Source organism: Pseudomonas sp. AM14(2022) (assembly GCF_036346455.1).
Taxonomy (GTDB): domain Bacteria; phylum Pseudomonadota; class Gammaproteobacteria; order Pseudomonadales; family Pseudomonadaceae; genus Aquipseudomonas; species Aquipseudomonas putida_A.
Genome location: NZ_JAOTNY010000006.1, coordinates 285,151 through 305,313, shown reverse-complemented (window position 1 = coordinate 305,313; position 20,163 = coordinate 285,151). Strand labels below are relative to the sequence as shown.

The 20,163-nt window shown below is 63.6% G+C and carries 8 protein-coding genes; 5 read left to right on the top strand and 3 right to left on the bottom strand.

The genetic code is table 11. From position 1 onward, the window contains the following. Positions 1–4: 4 nt before the first annotated feature. The 3 genes from V3W27_RS15065 to mnmH all read left to right on the top strand — a co-directional run bounded on the left by V3W27_RS15065 (position 5) and on the right by mnmH (position 12,947). Positions 5–10,528: an autotransporter-associated beta strand repeat-containing protein gene (locus V3W27_RS15065; RefSeq protein ID WP_330206944.1), complete on the top strand. Its 10,524-nt coding sequence runs from the start codon at positions 5–7 to the stop codon at positions 10,526–10,528. Between the two features lie 281 nt (positions 10,529–10,809). Beyond that, positions 10,810–11,844 (top strand): selenide, water dikinase SelD, encoded by a 1,035-nt coding sequence (gene selD, locus V3W27_RS15060; protein WP_330206943.1) that lies wholly within the window; start codon positions 10,810–10,812, stop codon positions 11,842–11,844. After that, on the top strand, positions 11,844–12,947 hold the full coding sequence (gene mnmH / locus V3W27_RS15055) for a tRNA 2-selenouridine(34) synthase MnmH (protein ID WP_285373734.1): 1,104 nt from the start codon (positions 11,844–11,846) through the stop codon (positions 12,945–12,947). Before selD ends, mnmH begins: the two co-directional genes overlap by 1 nt. Before the next feature lie 136 nt (positions 12,948–13,083). Here the strand turns inward: mnmH and V3W27_RS15050 are convergent, their stop codons facing one another. Then, complete coding sequence (locus V3W27_RS15050) at positions 13,084–13,758, bottom strand: hypothetical protein (protein WP_027613858.1); 675 nt, start codon at positions 13,756–13,758, stop codon at positions 13,084–13,086. A 223-nt stretch (positions 13,759–13,981) separates the two neighbouring features. Here V3W27_RS15050 and V3W27_RS15045 point away from each other — a divergent pair, with 223 nt between their 5' ends. Beyond that, positions 13,982–14,680: a glutathione S-transferase family protein gene (locus tag V3W27_RS15045; RefSeq protein WP_098968051.1), complete on the top strand. Its 699-nt coding sequence runs from the start codon at positions 13,982–13,984 to the stop codon at positions 14,678–14,680. 243 nt (positions 14,681–14,923) lie between these two features. Further along, positions 14,924–15,898: a porphobilinogen synthase gene (gene hemB, locus V3W27_RS15040; protein ID WP_027613860.1), complete on the top strand. Its 975-nt coding sequence runs from the start codon at positions 14,924–14,926 to the stop codon at positions 15,896–15,898. Between the two features lie 124 nt (positions 15,899–16,022). Here hemB and V3W27_RS15035 read toward each other — a convergent pair whose 3' ends face one another. Then, a complete protein-coding gene (locus tag V3W27_RS15035) occupies positions 16,023–17,558 on the bottom strand; it encodes an FAD-dependent oxidoreductase (protein WP_330206942.1) in 1,536 nt (511 codons plus the stop codon). Positions 17,559–17,833: 275 nt separating this feature from the next. Beyond that, the gene (locus V3W27_RS15030) at positions 17,834–20,038 is read right to left on the bottom strand and encodes a TonB-dependent receptor (RefSeq protein WP_330206941.1); all 2,205 of its coding nucleotides are present in this window, start codon (positions 20,036–20,038) and stop codon (positions 17,834–17,836) included. Positions 20,039–20,163: the final 125 nt, after the last annotated feature.

Below are 20,163 nucleotides of genomic sequence, written 5' to 3'. Positions count from 1 at the left end.
GCCCGTGGAAGCAAGGTTTGGTGTCGCCCTCGTTTCGCGTTTTTCCCCACTTTCCCTTGCTGTGCACCTGAGCGTTGCCGGGCTGTTGTTCGGCGGCGTCAGTGCACCGGCACTGGCCACATGCTCCACGGCGGGTTCCACCGTGACCTGTACCGGCGTGCCGAGTCTGCCGCTGTTTCTCAACAATTTCGCCAGTGCCACCAACGGTCTGACGGTCAACGTCAACTCCGGGGCGCAGATGAACGCGACGCTCGGCGGCCATGTGATGGACCTGACCGGGGTCAACATCAGCCTGAACAACTCCGGGACGATCGACCCGGCGCTGCTCGGGCTGGTCTCGGTGTTGAGCGGCGGTGCGTTCATCGGTACGGGCGCAACCAGTACGGTCAGCGTGCTCAACAATGCCAGCGGGATCATTCGCGGTACCGGCATGTTGCTCGGGCTCAACCTGACCAGCGTTGACGGCCTGGGCATCGCGGTGAACAACGCTGCGGCCGGCACTACCAGCATCACCAACAACGGCACCATCACCTCGACCGGACTCTCGGTCGGCGGCATCACCCTGGCCGACACCCCGGTGGTCGGTGTGTACGGCGGCTCGCAGGTCAATATGACCAACAGCAGCACCGGCGTGATCAACGGCCGGATCGCCTTCGAGACCTCGACGGCGGGCAACACCTTCACTAACGCCGGTGCGATCACCGGCGGCGTGTCGATGGGCGCGAGCAGCACCAACACCTTTACGGCGGTAACCGGCTCCAGCGTCAACGTGGGTGACGGCGTGCAGGTCAGCGTCGGCCTCGGCGGACTGATCGGCATCAACCTGACGTTCGCCCCGACCGGCACTGTCGATGGCGGCGCGGGCGGTACCAACAGCCTGATTCTGCAAAACCCGAGCGGTGTCGGCGGCGGCACCACCGGGGTCGGCACGGCGTCGAGCGCCACTTACGTCAACTTCAACAACCTGACCATCAACAGCGGCACCTGGACCTTGCAAGGGCCACTGGTCAGCGGCGCGACCACGCTCAATGGCGGTGTCGCCCAGTTCAACAACAACGCCACGTTCGGCAGCGGGGTGCTCACCTCCAACGGCGGGATCCTCCAGGCCAGCAACGCCGGGTTGAATCTCAGCAATCTGATCTCTCTCGGCGCCGGTGGTGTGACCGTGCAGGGCACCAACGCCACCACCCTGAGCGGGGTGATTTCCGGCAGCGGCGGCCTGACCAAAGTCGGTTCCGGGCAACTGAGCCTCAGCGCTGCCAACACCTATCTGGGCAACACCACACTCAACGGCGGCACCGTGCAGTTGGGCAACAATCTGGCGCTGAGCACCGGTACCGTCAACGTCACCGGCGCGACCACCTTGAGCGCGCCCGGCACGATCAACCTGAACAACGCCATCAGCCTCGGCGGCACATTGACGGCCGGCGGCACCGGCGCTCTGACCCTCGGCGGCTTGATCACAGGCAACAGCGGTTTGACCAAGACCGGCACCGGCAGCCTGACCCTCAGTGGCGCCAACAGCGGCTATACCGGCACTACCACTTTGAGCGCCGGCAGCCTGCTGGTGACCAACAACAACTCGCTGGGTAGCGGCGCGCTGAACACCGCTGCCGGCACCAGTCTCGATAGCACCGCCAACGTTACCTTGGCCAACAACATCGGCATGACCGGCGCGCTCAACGTGCTCGGCAGCAATGCCCTGACCCTGGGCGGCGTCTTGTCCGGTACTGGCGGGATTACCAAATCCGGTACCGCCAGCCTGACCCTGACGGGGAACAATACCAACGCCGGCAACACGCTTCTCAACGCCGGCAGCCTGTTCGTCGGCAGCAACACCGCACTGGGGACTGGCGCGTTGAACGCCGCGGCCGGCACCACGCTGGATGCGACCACGGCGGTGACCCTGGCCAACGCTGTCGCGCTGGCGGCGGATCTGACCATTGGCGGCACCCAGGCACTGGGCCTGAGCGGGGTCGTCAGCGGCGCCGGCAATCTGATCAAGAACGGCACTGCGAGCCTCAGCCTCAGCGGCAATAACACTTTCTCCGGCGGCACTGCGCTGAATGCTGGCACGCTGATTGTCGGCTCCAACACCGCGCTGGGCGCGGGCGCATTGACCACGGCAGCAGGTACCACCCTTGATGCCAGCACAGCGGTGGCGCTGACCAACGCGGTGTCACTCGGTGGCAATCTGAACATCGGCGGCAGCGCCAACCTGACCCTCGGCGGTATCGTCAGCGGCAGCGGCGGGCTGACCAAGAACGGCGCGGCCAATCTGATTCTCAATGGCGCCAATACTTTCCTCGGTGCCGTCGCGTTGAACGCCGGCACCATTACGGCCGGCGCGAATGCGGCGCTCGGCAGCGGCAACATCACCGTCGGCGGCGTGGCGACGCTCGACAGCAATGCGGCGGTGACACTGAACAACAACGTCATTCTCAATAACAGTCTGGGGATTGGCGGCAGCAACGCGCTGACCCTCGGTGGCGGGATCAGCGGTACCAGCCAACTGGTGAAAAACGGCACCGCCAATCTGACCCTCAACGGCACCAATACCTACAGCGGCGGCACCACCCTGAATGCCGGCAGCCTGACCGTCGGCAACGGTGCGGCACTGGGCACCGGCGCCTTGTCGGTGGAAGGCGCCGGCACCCTCAACAGCAGTTCCGCCGTGACCCTGAACAACAACGTGATTCTCAATGCCAACCTCACCGCAGGCGGCGCCAACGCGCTGACCCTCGGCGGGGTAATCAGTGGCGCGAACGGCCTGATCAAGACCGGCGCATCGAGCCTGACCCTGACCGGCAACAACACCTACACCGGCACCACGGCGTTGAATGCCGGTTCGCTGGTGGTCGGCTCCAACACCGCTCTGGGTACGGGCGCACTGAACGCGTCGAACGGCACCACGCTGGATGCAAGCACGGCGGCGACCCTGGCCAACAACGTCAACCTCGGCGGCACGCTGACTGTCGGCGGCAGCAATGCGCTGACCCTCGGCGGGGTGGTCGCCGGCATCGGTGGGCTGACCAAGAACGGCGCGGCCGACCTGACCCTCAACGGCGCCAACACCTATTTCGGCAACACTGCACTGAACACCGGCAAGCTGATTGTCGGCAGCAACACCGCGCTGGGCGTCGGTACGCTGAATGCGGCGGCCAATACCACGCTGGACGCCAACACCGCCGTCAGCCTGAACAACGCAGTGGGCCTGGCGGGAGCCTTGAATATCGGTGGCACGGCAGATCTGACCTTGACCGGTCTGGTCAGCGGCGCCGGCAGTCTGGTGAAAGACGGCGCGGCCAATCTGATTCTCAATGCGGCCAACAACTACCTCGGCGGCACCACGTTGAACGCCGGTACGCTGACCGTCGGCAACAGTTCGGCGCTGGGTTCCGGCGCACTGACCGTCGCTGGCGCTGCCACACTGGACAGCAATTCGCCGCTGGTCAGCCTCAATAACGGCGTCGCTCTCAACGCGGCGTTGACTGTCGGCGGCACGCAGAACCTGACCCTCGGTGGCGTGACCAGCGGCAGCGGCCAGTTGATCAAGGACGGCGCGGCCAACCTGACGCTCAACGGCAACAACACCTTCAGCGGCGGCACCACCCTCAACGCCGGTACCCTGACCCTGGGCAATGCCAACGGTCTGGGTAGTGGTGGCTTGACCATCGGCGGCGCGGCGACTCTCGATAACAGCGCCTCGTTCGGCATCGGCAACGCGATCACCCTCAACGCCGGGCTGACGGTGGCCGGCAATAACGACCTGAGCCTCAACGGCATCATCGACGGCGCCGGCAGCCTGACCAAAAACGGTCTGTCGGACCTGACTCTGGCCGGCAACAACACCTTTACCGGCGCCGTGAACATCGTCTCCGGCAGCGTCACTACCCTCAACACCAACGCACTGGGCAACACTTCTGGCGTCAACATCAGTGCCGGTGCCGGCCTGAATCTCGGTAGCGATGCCAGCCTCGGCGCGCTGACCGGCAGCGGCAGTGTGCAACTGACTGGCAGCAACACGTTGACCGTCGGTGGCGGCAACGTCACCAGCACCTTTGATGGTGATCTCAGTGGCAGCGGTGGCCTGACCAAAGTCGGCACCGGCACCTTGAACCTCACTGGCATCAACGGCATTACCGGCAATACCGCGATCGATGGCGGTATCGTGAACCTGAGCGGTTCGCTGGGCAGTGCACAGGTCAACGTCAACACCGGCGGTACCCTGACCGGTACCGGCTCGGCGCTTGGCACAGTGAACATTAATAGCGGGGGCCATCTGGCGCTGTCATCGGGCAATACCTTGTCAGCCAGTGGCCTGACCCTCGGTGCCGGTAGCAACGTGGATGTGGCGCTGGGGACTCCGTCGACCAGTTCGCTGATGAACATCGGCGGCAACCTTACCCTTGACGGCAATCTCAACGTCACCGATGCCGGCGGTTTCGGCGTCGGTGTGTATCGCCTGTTCAACTACACCGGTGCCCTGACCAATCTCGGTCTGGACGTCGCCAGCGTGCCGGTCGGCTATGGCCTTGGCGATCTGGTGGTGCAGACCGGCGTGGGCAATCAGATCAATATTCAAGTGTCGGCACCGAACAGCAACATCCGTTACTGGGACGGCAGCCAGACCATCGCCAACGGCGTGGTCGATGGCGGCAGCGGCACGTGGAATGCTGTCGGCACCAACTGGACCGATGCCAATGGTCTGGTCAACCAGCCATGGGCCGGTGACTTCGCGGTATTCCAGGGAGCTGCGGGCACTGTGACGGTGAACGGCACGCAAGCGTTCACCGGCATGCAATTCCTCACCGACGGCTACAACCTGGTCAACGGCGCGGCGGGGCAGCTGACCGCAGTCAACGGCACTGGCGGTACCACAGCGCTGCGGGTTGATCCGGGCGTTACTGCGACCATCGGCGTGAATATCGATGGCAGCGGCATCCTCAATAAACTCGACGCCGGTACCCTGGTGCTCAATGGCGCCAACACCTACAGCGGCGGCACGCAGCTGGACGGCGGCACCCTGGTGGTCGGCAGCAACATCGCACTTGGCACCGGCGCATTGATTGCCAACGCTGGCACGCAACTGGACAGCAACACGGCCGTGACCCTGGGCAATGCCGCCACGCTCAATGGCAATCTGACCGTGGTCGGCAGCAATACGCTGACCCTCAACGGCGTGATCGGCGGCACCGGCGGGCTGATCAAAAACGGCGCGGCCAACCTGACCCTCGGCGGCAACAACGCCTTCCTCGGGCCGGTAGCGCTGAATGCCGGCGGACTGGTTCTGGCGTCGAACTCGGCGCTGGGTTCCGGCACCTTGAACGCGGCGGGCGGCACCACGCTGGATGCGAGCACGGCGGTTTCGGTGAACAACGCGGTGAATCTGGCCGGCAATCTCGGCATTGGCGGCACCGCGGATCTGACCCTGGCCGGCACGGTCAACGGCGCCGGCAGTCTGAGCAAAAACGGCGCGGCCAATCTGACCCTCAGCGGCAATAACAACTTCCTCGGCGGCACTACCCTGAACGCCGGCACCCTGACCGCCGGTAGCAACTCAGCACTCGGCTTGGGCAACCTGACCGTGGCCGGCGCTTCGGCGCTGGACAGCAGCGCAGCAGTGAGTCTGGGCAACAACGTGGTGCTCAACGCCAACCTGAGCAACAGCGGCAGCAATAACCTGACCCTCGCTGGCGTGGTCAGTGGCGCGGGCGGGCTGATCAAGAACGGCGCCTCGAACCTGACACTCAACGGCATCAACACTTACACCGGTGGCACCACACTGAATGCCGGTACGCTGACCCTTGGCACTGGCGCCTCTCTGGGCAGTGGTGCGCTGACCGTTGCTGGTGCTTCGAGTCTCGACGCCACCGCGCCGCTGGTACTGGCCAACAACATCACCCTCAACGCCAACCTCGGTCTGACCGGTAACAACAACCTGACCCTCGGCGGTGTGATCGCCGGGGCGGGCACCCTGACCAAAAACGGTCTGGCCGACCTGACGCTATCCGGCAACAACACCTTCAGCGGCACCTTTGATGTGCAATCGGGCAGCCTCACGACACTGGGCAACTCGGCACTGGGCAGCAATGCCGGGGTCAACCTCGGCGCTGCGTCAACTCTCAATCTCGGCGGCTCGGGCAGCCTCGCCAGTCTGACCGGCAGCGGCACCGCACTGATCGGCGGCGGCAACACTCTGAGCATCGGCGGTAACAACGCCAGCAGCCTTTTCGCCGGTGTCCTCACCGGAACCGGCGAATTGAACAAGCTCGGCACCGGAACCCTGACCCTGACCGGCCTCAACAGCCTGACCGGCAACACCACGGTCAACGCCGGCACCTTGAACGTCAGCGGCTCGCTGGACAGCGCCAGTGTGCTGGTCAACAGCGGCGGCACCCTGACGGGCGGCGGCTCGCTGGGCGGCGCGGTGACCGTGGCCGACGGCGGTCATCTGGCCGGCGCCACCGGCAGCACCCTGTCGGTGAACTCGCTGGTGTTCAACGCCAACTCCAATTTCGATGTCGGACTGGGCACGCCGGTTTCCGGTGGCGGCAATGCGCTGGTGAATGTCGGCGGCAACCTGACCCTCGACGGCACCCTGAACGTCAGCGACATCGGCGGTTTCGGCAGTGGTGTGTACCGGTTGATCAACTACACCGGCGGCCTGACCGACAACGGCATGCTGATCGGCACGGTGCCGGGCAGCGTCACTCCGGGCGATCTGACTCTGCAAACCGCGCTGGCCAACCAGATCAATTTGCTGGTCACTGCACCGGGCGTCACCGTGCAGTTCTGGGACGGCAACCAACTCGTCGCCAACGGTTCGGTCGATGGCGGCAGCGGCACCTGGGGCACCGGCACCACCAACTGGACCGACGTCAACGGCACCACCAATCAGGCCTGGACCAACAACTTCGCGGTGTTCCAAGGCACGGCGGGCACGGTCACCGTGAACGGCGCACAAACCATCACCGGCATGCAGTTCGTCACCGATGGCTACAGCCTGCAGGACGGCACCGCGGGTTCGCTGAATCTGGTCAACGGTTCGTTGGGTAACGCCACGGTGCGAGTCGATCCGAACGCCACCGCGACCGTTGGCGTGGCACTCAACGGCAGCGGCACCCTCGGCAAATACGACACCGGCACGCTGGTGCTCAACGCTGCCAACGGTTACACCGGCGGCACCGCGCTCAATGGCGGCAAGATCGTCGTGGGCAACAACGCAGCGCTCGGCAGCGGTGTGTTGACCGCTGCGGACGGCACCGCGCTGGACAGCAACGCGGCCGTCACGCTGGGCAACGATGTGGTGGTGAACGGTGGCCTGACTGTCGCCGGCAGCAACGCCTTGACCCTCGACGGTGTAGTCAGTGGGGCGGGCAGCCTGATCAAGTCTGGCGCTTCGAGCCTGACCCTCAACGGCAGCAACACTTACAGCGGTGGTACTCAGCTCGCTGGCGGTACGCTAGTGCTGGGCAACAACAGCGCAATCAGCAGCGGTGCACTGAGCGTGACCGGCAACGGCAGCCTCGACAGCAGCTCGGCGCTGCAACTGGCCAACGCGATCAATCTGGGGTCGCAACTGACCCTGGCCGGCAACCAGAACACCACGCTGCTCGGCGCCATCACCGGTACCGGCAGTCTGGTGAAAAACGGCAGCGCTGACCTAGTGCTTAGCGGCGCCAACACCTACAGCGGCGGCACCACGCTGAACGCTGGCACTACCACTGGCGACACCAGCAGCCTGCAAGGCGCCATCATCAACAACGCAGCGCTGACCTTCGCGCAGAACGCCGACGGCAGCTACACCGGTAACCTCACCGGCGCTGGCACGCTGAACAAAACCGGCACCGGCCAATTGCTCCTGACCGGCAACAACACCTTCACCGGTGACACTTCGGTGCAGGCCGGCAACCTGATCGTCAACGGCGTGCTCAACAGCGCCAACGTCAACGTCGCCAGTGGTGCGAAAGTCGGTGGCAGCGGACAACTGGGCGGCAACGTGCAACTGGCCAGCGGTGCGACGCTGACCGGTGGCGGCACGGCTACACCGTTGTCGGTCGGCTCGCTGGCGCTGTCCTCGGGCACCAACCTGGACTTCAGCCTCGGCTCGGCCGCCAGCTCCACCACGGTGGTCAACGTCGCCGGTAACCTGACCCTCGACGGCACGCTGAATATCAGCAACGCCGGCGGTTTCGGCACCGGGGTCTATCAACTGTTCCGCTACGGTGGCAGCCTGACCGACAACGGTCTGGTCTACGGCAGCCTGCCGGTGTCGGCGGCCAACCTGACCCTGCAAACCGCGATCGCCAATCAGGTCAACCTGTTGGTACAAGGCACGCCGGGTGAGGTGCAGTTCTGGAACGGCGGCACTACCAACCCTGATGGCAGCATCGGTGGCGGCAGTGGCGTGTGGGGCCCGGGCACCAACTGGACCGATCCGAGCGGCACTCAGGCGCTGGCGTCCAATGGTCAATTCGCAGTGTTTGGTGGCCAGGCGGGTACCGTCACTGTGCAGGGCAATCAGAACTTCACCGGTCTGCAGTTCCTCACCGGCGGCTACAGCCTGGTGCCGGGGGCTGGCGGTACGCTGACACCAGTCAACGGTGCCGACGGCAGTCTGGCGCCGGTGCGGGTCAATGCCGGGGCCAGTGCTGAAATCGACGTGCCGCTGATCGGCACCGGCGGTATCGAGAAACTCGATTCCGGCACCCTCGTGCTGACTGGCGCCAATACCTACAGCGGTGGCACCACCGTCAATGGCGGTACGCTGATCGGTAACACCACGAGTCTGCAAGGCAACATCACCGACAACGCCACGCTGGTGTTCCAGCAAAACACCGATGGCCAGTTCAATGGTGTGCTTAACGGCACCGGCGCGCTGTTCAAACGCGGCGTGAGTCGCCTGTTGATGGTTGGCAATCAACCGTTCAGCGGTACGGTTTCCGTCGATCAAGGCCTGCTGCAAGTCGGCAGCCGTGCGGCCCGGGCTTCGCTGGGCGCACAAGTCACGGTCGCCAACGGCGCAGGCCTGAGCGGTAACGGCAGCGTCGGTTCGGTGGTCAACCACGGTGTGGTGGCTTCCGGTGGCGCTGACGGCACCTTGAGCGTGGCCGGCAACCTGACCAACGGCAGTGATGGTGTGCTGGCGCTGACGGTCAGTTCGCCAACCGCTACACCGCTGGCGGTAGGTGGCACGGCAGCTCTGGGTGGCGGTCTGGTGGTCAACAGCCTGGCGCCGTTCACTGGCAACACCACTTACTCACTGATCACTGCGGGCGGTGGTGTGACCGGGACCTTCAGTGCCGCCGATCTGCCGCAGTACGCGTTCCTCGACAGCTCGCTGGTCTACGGTGCCGATTCGGTGACCCTGGCTGTGAGCCGCAACGGCAACTCGTTCGCCGACGTCGCTGCCACGGGCAACCAGCGCGGCACCGCCACGGCACTGTCCAATAACGGTGCGGCCGGCGCGGCGTTGCAGAACCAGATCGTCAACCTCAGCGTGGCCGGTGCGCGCAATGCGTTCGACAGCCTGTCGGGTGAAATCCACGCCAGCACCGCCAGCGCCATGCTGGAGGACTCGCGGTTCATCCGCGAGGCGGTCAATGACCGCATGCGCCAGCCATCGTGCAGCGCCGCGGATGATCCACGCAGAACCCTGGCCCCGAGCGACACGCAACTGAGCAGCAACGGCTGCCACGGTGAAATGGTCGGCTGGATCCGGGCCATCGGTGCCTGGGGCGACATGGGCGGCGACAGCAACACGGCGAAAGTCGATCGCAACCTCGGCGGTTTCATGCTCGGCACCGACAAGGCGCTGGATGACACCTGGCGTGCCGGGATGGCGGCCGGCTACACCCGCAGCAACCTCAATGCGCACGATCGCAACTCAAATGCCAAGGTCGACAGCTACCACCTGGCCGGTTATCTGAACTCGCAATTCGATGCACTGGCGGTGCGCCTCGGCGCGGCTTACAGCTGGCACAGCATCGAGACCAAGCGCGATGTCAGCGTCGGTACTTACAATGATCGCCTGAAGGCCGATTACGACGCGCGCAGTGCGCAGGTGTTCGGTGAAGTGGGTTACGCGATCAACGCGGCAGGCGTTGCCATCGAACCGTTCGCCGGGCTGGCCTACGTCAACTACGACAGCGACACCGGCAAGGAAAAAGGGGGAGTGGGGCGCCTGAAGGCCGACGCCGATCAGGACATCACCTACTCGACCCTCGGTGTGCGTGTCGGCAAATTGGTGACCCTGGCCAACGGCAGCCAACTGACACCGCGCGCGGCCATCGGCTGGCGGCATGCCTACGGCGACACCAAACCTGACGCCGACCTGACCTTCATCGACGGCGGCGCCTCGTTCAGCACCCAGGGCGTACCCATCGCCAAGGACAGCGCATTGCTCGAAGCCGGCATCGACTTCCAGGTCACCCCGACCGGCAAGCTGGGCATCGGCTACTCAGGCCAGGTGTCGAGCGACAACAACGACAGCGCGTTCAACATCAGCTTCAGTCAAAGCTTCTGAATCATGGTCGAAGTACTTTAGCCGCCCGAAAGGGCGGTTTTTTTTGGGAGGCAGAATAGAGCGGCTTTATAGGTCCGGCGATGAAGTGGCGGTGACCGCTCGATAGCTTTCGCGAGCAGGCTCACTCCCACATTTGCTCTCTGTCACCCACCGACTCTGTGTCCACTGGAGATCCCGTGTGGGAGCGAGCCTGCTCGCGAAGGGGCCGTGACAGTCAGCGCAAAAATCAGCCGGCCCGCGCTCTGCTAGAATCCGCCCCATCAACTGCCAGAGACTCTCCCATGAGCGAGCCGATTCGCCTGACCCAATACAGCCACGGTGCCGGTTGTGGCTGCAAGATTTCCCCGCAGGTGCTGGAAGTGATTCTGGCCGGCAGCGGTGCGCAGAACCTTGACCCGAAACTGTGGGTCGGCAATGCCTCGCGTGATGACGCGGCGGTGTACGAGATTGATGCCGAGCGCGGTGTGGTGTCGACCACGGACTTCTTCATGCCGATTGTCGACGATCCGTTCGACTTCGGCCGGATCGCTGCGACCAATGCGATCAGCGACATCTATGCGATGGGCGGCGATCCGTTGATGGCGATTGCGATCCTCGGCTGGCCGGTGAATGTGCTGGCGCCGGAAGTGGCGCGGGAAGTGATTCGCGGCGGGCGCGCGGTGTGTGACGCCGCCGGCATTCCGCTGGCCGGCGGGCATTCAATCGATGCGCCGGAGCCGATCTTCGGCCTGGCCGTGACCGGTCTGGTGGAAAAACGCCACATGAAGCGCAACGACACCGCCACCGCCGGTTGCCTGCTGTACCTGACCAAGCCGTTGGGCATCGGCATCCTCACCACCGCCGAGAAGAAGGGCAAATTACGCCCCGGTGATGTCGGTGTGGCCCGCGACTGGATGTGCACCCTGAACAAGCCCGGCAGCCGTTTCGGCAAACTGGCCGGCGTCACCGCGATGACCGACGTTACCGGTTTCGGCCTGCTCGGGCATCTGGTGGAAATGGCCGACGGCAGCCACCTGACCGCACGTATCGGCTACAACCACGTGCCGCGTCTGGACAGCGTCGAGTACTACCTCGAACAGGGCTGTGTGCCCGGTGGCACCTTGCGTAACTTTGACAGCTATTCGAGCAAGCTCGGCCGTCTGCAGGAGTTGCACAAGCGCGTGCTGTGCGACCCGCAGACCAGCGGCGGTCTGCTGATTGCAGTTACACCGGAAGGCAACGCCGAATTCCTCGCCGTGGCTGCCGAACTGGGCCTGAACCTGGCGCCGATCGGCGAGCTGGTCGAGCGACAGACCCACGCAGTCGAGGTGAACTGATGTCACGCGACTGCACCGATTACCGCGATATTTTCCTCAACGACCGGCCGATGATGGATGCCCGTGCGCCGATCGAGTTTGCCCACGGCGCGTTTCCCGGCGTGGTCAACCTGCCGCTGATGAACGACCGCGAGCGCGAGCAGGTGGGGACTTGCTACAAGCAGCATGGACAACAAGCCGCCATCGCCCTGGGTGAGCGGCTGGTTTCTGCCGACGTGCGAGAGCAGCGCATTCAGGGCTGGGTCGAGTTTGCCCGGGCACACCCCGACGGCTACCTGTATTGCTTTCGCGGCGGCCTGCGTTCGCAGATCGTCCAGCAATGGATCAAGGAAGAGGGCGGGATCGATTACCCGCGTGTCGGCGGTGGCTATAAGGCGATGCGTACGTTCCTGCTGGAGACGATCGATCAGGCCGTGGCCGAGTGCGATATGGTGCTGCTGGGCGGCATGACCGGCACCGGCAAGACCGAACTGTTGGTGCAGTTGAGTAATGGTCTGGATCTGGAAGGCCACGCCAATCATCGGGGCTCGAGTTTCGGCAAGCGCGCCACCGGCCAACCGACCAACATCGATTTTGAAAACCGTCTGGCCGTTGATGTGCTGAAAAAACGCGCCGGCGGAATCCAGCAGTTTGTGCTGGAAGACGAGAGCCGGGTAGTCGGCAGTTGTGCCTTGCCATTGCCGCTGTACCGAGGCATGCAAGTGGCGCCGATGGTCTGGCTCGAAGACAGCCTGGAGCAGCGGGTCGAGCGGATTCTGCAGGATTACGTGATCAACCTGCACGCTGAGTTTGTCGCGGTGCATGGCGAGCAGGGCTTTGCGCTGTATGCCGAGCGGTTGATTGCGAGTTTGAACAATATCCAGCGCCGGCTGGGCGGCGAACGCCATCAGCGGATGTTCCTGCAGATGGAAGAGGCCCTGGCCGAGCAGGCGCGCAGCGGTTCGGTCGAGGCGTTCCGTGACTGGATCAGCGTGTTGCTGCGCGAATATTACGACCCGATGTATGCGTTCCAGCGTGAGAAGAAGGGCGGGCGGATTGAATTTGCCGGGGAGCGCGGGGCGGTGCTTGAGTATCTGCGTGAGCGGGTGAATCAGCGGGTTTGAGGGTGTTGTTGCGGGCCTCTTCGCGAGCAAGCCCGCTCCCACATTGGGTCTCCACTGGGCAGAAATTTCTGCCTGACGCAGATCCCCTGTGGGAGCGGGCTTGCTCGCGAAAGGGCCGGTACAGGCAGCGCAAAACTCAAGTCGGACAGGTCGCCTTGCCGTTATCCAGCCCCTGCTTGTAGCTGTGGCTCTGCAAACTGGCCTTGCCGTTGTGCCAGGTCAGGGTCAGCACGTACAGCGAATCGAAATCGCCCGACGCCCAGTCATCGGTGATGGTCTGCTTCTCGCCGACGGCCTTGCCGGCAACCTTGTTGATCAGCTCCGGCAAATAGCCGTGCGACCAGGCAGTGTAGATCGTCGCGTTGTGGTACTTGTCCTCGATCAGCTCGCGCGCCAGATCACTGGTGTCGTTGGCGGAGAACTCGATGTTCACCGGCAGGCCGAGCTTGATCGCGGCGGGGCTGATGGTCATCAACGGACGGATGTAGCTGTAGGAGTTGTCCAGTTCGCCTTCCTCGACATTGCGTGTCGGGTTGGCGGCGAACACGTAATCGGCCTTGCCGAATTTTTCCGGCAGCAGGGTCGACAGCTCGATCGCCCGGTTCAGACCCTGACAGTTGAGCTGGCCGAGACCGCCCTCGGGTTTTTCCGCGTGGCGCAGGAAGATCAGCGTCTGCGTACCGTCCACCGGTTGCGCGCGAATCTGGCTCGATTCGAGCGACAAGGTCAGCGCACTGACTGCCAGCAGGGAGGGCAGGGCCACATAGGCGCGATGTTTGAAGCGTTTGGCGAAACTCATGAGGTTCGTCATTGAATATAGGATTCTTCAGCAAATTCGGTTGGGGCTGACCAACCCTTACACCGCGGGCTCCCAGCACCGGGTGTTGTCCATGTCGTGTCGTACTTCCCTTGCAAAGACATAGCTCAGAGTCTACTGAGGCCGCTTGGTTCGATCCTGGCTTCTGCACACTAGCTGCAGAATGTTACGGTTCCTGGATTATGATCAGCGCTTCCCATGTGACTGGATGTTTCCCATGACCGATCTGTCCGCGTTCCCCATCACCCAGAAATGGCCGGCGCAGTACCCCGACTGGATTCAACTCTATTCCCTGCCGACCCCCAACGGCGTCAAGGTCTCGATCATGCTCGAAGAGATCGGCCTGCCCTACGAGCCGCACCGTGTGGGCTTCGATACCCAGGATCAGCTGTCCCCCGAGTTCCTGTCGCTGAACCCCAACAACAAGATCCCGGCGATCCTCGATCCCCACGGCCCGCAAGACCAGCCGCTGCCGCTGTTCGAGTCCGGCGCGATCCTGATCTACCTCGCCGACAAGAGCGGCCAGTTGCTGGCGCAGGAAGGCGCGCTGCGTTACGAGACGATTCAGTGGCTGATGTTCCAGATGGGCGGTATCGGCCCGATGTTCGGCCAGCTCGGTTTCTTCAACAAATTCGCCGGCAAGGACTACGAGGACAAGCGTCCGCGTGACCGCTATGTCGAGGAGAGCAGGCGCCTGCTCAACGTGCTCGACAAGCGCCTGGAAGGTCGCGACTGGATCATGGGCGAGCGCTACACCATCGCCGACATCGCCACGTTCCCGTGGGTGCGTAACCTGATCGGGTTCTATGAGGCCGGGGATCTGGTCGGGATTAGCAACTTCCCGAACGTGACCCGGGTGCTGGAGCGCTTTCTGGCTCGCCCGGCTGTGGTGCGCGGGTTGACCATTCCTTCCTGACCTTCACCCGACCCTGTGGGAGCTGGCTTGCCAGCGATGAAGCCGGCACAGTCAATATCTATGTTGCCTGACCCACCGCTATCGCTGGCAAGCCAGCTCCCACAGGTAATCGGATTGTTCCGAGGATTATTGCACCCCCGGTAATGCTGTCTTGATTGATCCAGGTTTGTACCTGCGCCCACCGAAGGCATAAGCTTCGCCCCCTACGACTTTCGTCTCATCTTCCGATTTCAGGAAAGCCCCATGTCCAGCCAGTTCCCCGAAGCACGTCCCCGCCGTCTGCGCCGCAATGCGAGCCTGCGCAGCCTGTTCCAGGAAACCGAGTTCAGCCTGAATGATCTGGTGCTGCCGATTTTCGTCGAAGAAGAGATCGACGACTTCGTGCCGATCAAGAGCATGCCGGGGGTGATGCGTATTCCCGAGCGCAAGCTGGCCAGTGAAATCGAGCGTTATGCCCGTGCCGGGATCAAGTCGGTAATGACCTTTGGCGTTTCCCATCACCTGGACGCCAACGGCAGCGACACCTGGCGCGAAGAGGGACTGGTCTCGCGCATGTCGCGGATTGCCAAGGACGCGGTGCCGGAAATGATCGTGATGTCCGACACCTGCTTCTGCGAATACACCGATCACGGCCACTGCGGCGTGATGCACAACCACGAAGTCGACAACGACCAGACCCTGATCAACCTTGGTAAACAGGCGGTGGCCGCGGCGCGTGCCGGTGCTGACGTGATCGCCCCGTCGGCGGCGATGGACGGCCAGGTGCGGGCGATTCGCCAGGCGCTGGACGCCGCCGGTTTCACCCAGATTCCGATCATGGCCTACTCGACCAAATTCGCCTCGGCGCTGTACGGCCCGTTCCGCGAGGCCGGCGGCAGCGCGCTGAAGGGTGATCGCAAAAGCTATCAGATGAACCCGATGAATCGCCGCGAAGCCCTGCGTGAATCGCTGCTCGATGAGCAGGAAGGCGCCGACGCGCTGATGGTCAAACCGGCCGGCGCGTACCTCGACATCATCCGCGACATTCGTGAAGCCTCGAACCTGCCGCTGTCGGCGTATCAGGTCAGCGGCGAGTACGCGATGATCAAATTCGGCGCGCAGGCCGGTGCAATCGACGAAGATCGCGTGGTGCGCGAAAGCCTGGGCGCGATCAAGCGCGCGGGGGCGGATCTGATCTTCACCTACTTTGCGATGGATCTGGCGCTGGCCGGGATCTGACGAACACCGCACAACCCCCTGTGGGAGCGGGCTTGCTCGCGAATGCGGTGTATCAGCAACGAATAGGTTGACTGACACGACGCCTTCGCGAGCAAGCCCGCTCCCACATTGGGACTGTGTAGAGTCAGGGGCAGTTGAAGTAGGGCCGGATGCCGTGATCCCGAAAGTACCGCTCGATCACCTTCGGATCCGCGCTGTTATCGGCAATCGCCACATAGGTATCCGGGCGCAACAGGTAAAAGCCGTTACGCCCCAACCCCGCCGTATCAAACGCCGGCCGCCAGTCGAACACGTGCAGCGGCAGATGGTGTTCATTGCACCAGGCGATCATTTCGTCGCTGGTGTCGCCGTACACGTGCACCTGCCAGCAGGGCTGGCGCAGCGGCTCGAAATTATCCCCCTCACCATCATGCGCCCACGGCAAGCGGTCGCCGCCGTGGACGTGGCCGGCCGTGCCTTGGCTCAGCGGCATGCCGCGATAGTTGAGGGTGACCTGTGAGACGGTGCGAAAGAGGAATTCGCGGCTGGCCTCGAACGTGGCCATTTTCGGGATCAGAAACGGTGCCAGGCGCGTGCGCAGCAGATCGGCAATGCGCCCTTCGGCGGTGACGAAGCTGAACACCTTGTCGGTGGTCGACACCAGCCTGCGGGCGAAGGCGATGCGTTCGGTTTCGTAGGTGTCGAGCAGTTGCGCCGTGGCGCTGCCGTTGAGCACCGCGGCGAGTTTCCAGGCCAGGTTGATCGCATCGCCAATCCCGGTGTTCATGCCCTGGCCGCCGGCGGGGCTGTGCACGTGCGCCGCGTCGCCTAGCAGAAACGCCCGGCCGCTGCGAAAGTGCTCGGCCACGCGGTGATGCACGCGGTAGGTGGAGAACCAGTTGACCTCGTCGATATGCACTTTCAGGTGCTCGATGGCGCGGCTGCTGACGTCGGCAAATTGCAGGGTTTCGGCGCGGTCGGCACGTTCGTCACGCACGGTGCCGATCAGTCGGGCACGGCCTTCGCCGGCCAGTGGAAACACCGCAAGGAAGTCCGCTTCATCCAGATCCAGGTGCAGCTCACCGTTCATCGCCGGGCCGCTGGCCTGCACATCCGCGACGTAGAAAACCTGCTGATAGGTGCCACCCGGGAAACCGGTGTCGAGGGTTTTGCGCACCATCGAGCGGGCGCCGTCGGCACCTGCCAGATAGCACGCCTGACAGATTTCCTGCTGCCCGTCCGGCAAGCGCAAATGCGCGCTGAGGCCGTCGCCGGTTTCTTCGAAACTCTCAAGCTCGGTGTTGCGCTCAACCGTCACGTCATAGTCTTCGAGGCGTTCGAGCAGGAGCTGTTCGTGTTGGTCCTGGGGGAAGATTTCGATGAACGAGTAGGGCGTCAGGCCTTCGCCGATGCGCTGCAACGGCAACTGCGCGACCGGTTTGCCCTTGACCCAGAAATTCGCCGCCGCGACCTTGTGGCCGTTGCGCACCACGGTGTCGGCCAGGTCCAGCTGGCGGTACAACTCCAGCGTGCGCGCCTGCACCGCCAGTGCTCGTGATGTGGTGCCGGGCGCGGAGGTCTTGTCGATGATGCGCACGCGCACGCCCAGTTTGCTCAGCCACAGGGCCAGCACCAGACCGGTCGGGCCGGCACCGATGATCAGTACGTCGCTGCGGTTCATGGGCCTGTCCTCCGTTGGCTGTGGAGCAAGTATGGATCAGATGGAAAGGCTAGCCAGTGCCGGTCCCTTCGCGAGCAGGCTCGCTCCCACAGTCGAACGCATCCCAATGTGGGAGCGAGCCTGCTCGCGAAAAGGCCTTTTCAGGCACCCAAAAACCAAAAAGGCCCCACAGCGGTGAAGCTGCGGGGCCTTTTTCATTTTTGGCTGAGACTCTGTGGCGAGGGAGCTTGCTCCCGCTGGACTGCGCAGCAGTCCGCTTTGCTCACAACAGCGGGTTAGAAATCGATCGTGCCCGACAACTTCGCCACCCGCGGCTCACCTTGGGTCAGATAGCCGCCCTGCGCCGATTCCCAGTATTTCTTGTTCGCAAGGTTTTCGACGCCCAGGCGCAGGGTCACGTCTTTCTGCGAAACCTTGAAGGCGTAACGCGCACCCGCGTCGAAGCGGTTCCAGGTCGGCAGGCTGAGGTTGTTGGCCGCGTCGGCGTACTGGCCGCCGGTGCGTAGCATCCGCGCATTCAGCGCCACGCCTTGCAGGCCCGGTACATCCCAGTCGGCGCCGGCGTTGAACTGGAAACTCGGCACGCCAATCGCACGGTTGCCGTCGTTGGCGCCGTTCTGGGTGTTGCGCAGTTCAGTGTCCATCAGCGTCAGGCCGCTGATCAGGCGCAGGCCATTGATCGGCTCGCCGAACACGTTCATCTCTACGCCTTTGTTGATCTGCTCGCCTTCACGCACGTAAGTGCAGGTGGTGGCGCTGTTGATTTCGCAGTAACCGTCGCTCGGCTGCTCGATGCGATACACGCCCAGGCTCGCGCCGTAGCTGCCCATGTCGACCTTGACCCCGGCCTCGGTCTGCTTGGAGCGCGCCGGTGCGTAGACTTCGTTGCCGTTGGTCACACGCAAGCCGCCGGCGCTGGTCGGCGAGGTCGGCCCCTGGGCCAGGCCTTCGATGTGGTTGGCGTAGAACGACACGTGCTCCCACGGCTTGAACACGATGCCGTAGACCGGCGTGGTGATCGATTCGTCGTAGCTCGACTTGCGGCTGCCGCTGCCGTAACTGGCGTAGTTGTAGCCTTGCACCACCAGTTGCTGACGACGTAGGCCAGCGGTGATCAGCAGGCGATCATCGAAGAAACCGAGGGTGTCGGAGAGCGCGAGGCTGCGGTTGAAGGTCTTGCCGACGATGCCCGGATCGCTGACGTCGCCGCCGGCAAAATTGCCGACCGGCGACGGCGTTTCCACCGGGTGGTAGATGTTGTTGGCGTACTTGGTCAGGTCGAAATCATAGGCGCTGCGTTGTTCGGCCCACAGACCGCTGAGGCCGAAGTTGAGTTTGTGGCTGACCGCGCCGGTATTGAACTTGCCGTTGAGGCCGGCAATCAGGCTGGTGTTGTCCTCATCGTGGGGGATGAACGAGCCGGTGGTGTAGGAGGCGCCGTTGTTGCCCACCAGCGTGGTCGAATTGTAGCGGCCGACCTCGCGGGTGTGCTTGGCGCCGCCGGCGACGTACGCGGTCCAGTTGTCGTTCAGGTCGTACTCGGCGCGGAGCATGCCGAAGGTGTCTTCGATGTCGGTGTAGCCCCACTTCGGCGCGTAGTTGGTGTCGGCCGACGGCGCGTCCGGAATGTGCGTGGCGGTGCCGAGGTTGACCGAGTTGCGGCCACCGTTGACGCGTTCCTTCTGGTAGGCGAAGTCGCCGGAAATACGCAGCGCGTCACCGCGATAATCGAGGCCGATGCTGAACAGTTTCGAGCGCTGGTTTTCGTGATCGATGCCGGTGTCGCCTTCGCGCTGCGACAGGTTGATTCGCGCGCCGAAGCGGTTGTCTTCGCCGAATCGCTGGCCGATATCAAAGTGCTGACCGATGCGACCTTCGCTGTTGATATCGGTGGTGTAGCGGCGCAGCGGCTCGTCGCCGGCTCGCTTGGGCTGCAGGTTGACGCCGCCACCGATGCCGGAACCGGTCGGGGTCACGCCGTTGATGAAGGCGTTGGGGCCTTTGAACACTTCCACGCGCTCCAGGGCGTCGGTGGAAATGATCTGCCGCGGCAGCACGCCGTACAGGCCGTTATAGGAAATGTCGTCGCCGTTCAGCGGCAGGCCGCGAATCATGAACACCTGCGCCTGGTTGGAGAAGCCCGAGGCCTGACGCACCGACGAATCGTTGAGCAACACGTCGGCAACGTTTTCCGCTTGCTGGTCCTGAATCAGCTGTTCGGTGTACGACGCGGCGCTGAAGGGCACGTCCATCATGTCCTGATTGCCGAGCACGCCGAGCTGACCACCACGGGCGACCTGACCACCGGCGTAGACCGGGGGCAGGGCGTTGGACGTTGGCGCTTGGGCGTTGATGTTGACGTTGTCGAGCACCAGCGCCTTGCCGTTTTCATCGGCAGCGTAAGCGGTGACAGTCAGGGAGCACAGCAGGGCGAGAAGCGTCGGGCGAAACGGGACGGCGAGTCGAGCTGGAGCGGGCATGTTGATACCTGGAGGCGTACGGCCGGTGAGAAAATTAGAACGGCGCGGGGAACTCCTTGCGCAAATACGACTCCAGGCGCAAATGATAGGAGTTCGCAGTAACGTTTTGCAATCAGTTTATCTTG

Bases quoted from the DNA above. Each gene is read 5' to 3' on its own strand.
- selD (WP_330206943.1), top strand. From the start codon at position 10,810: ATGAGCGAGCCGATTCGCCTGACCCAATACAGCCACGGTGCCGGTTGT.
- mnmH (WP_285373734.1), top strand. From the start codon at position 11,844: ATGTCACGCGACTGCACCGATTACCGCGATATTTTCCTCAACGACCGG.
- V3W27_RS15050 (WP_027613858.1), bottom strand. From the start codon at position 13,758: ATGACGAACCTCATGAGTTTCGCCAAACGCTTCAAACATCGCGCCTAT.
- V3W27_RS15045 (WP_098968051.1), top strand. From the start codon at position 13,982: ATGACCGATCTGTCCGCGTTCCCCATCACCCAGAAATGGCCGGCGCAG.
- hemB (WP_027613860.1), top strand. From the start codon at position 14,924: ATGTCCAGCCAGTTCCCCGAAGCACGTCCCCGCCGTCTGCGCCGCAAT.
- V3W27_RS15035 (WP_330206942.1), bottom strand. From the start codon at position 17,558: ATGAACCGCAGCGACGTACTGATCATCGGTGCCGGCCCGACCGGTCTG.
- V3W27_RS15030 (WP_330206941.1), bottom strand. From the start codon at position 20,038: ATGCCCGCTCCAGCTCGACTCGCCGTCCCGTTTCGCCCGACGCTTCTC.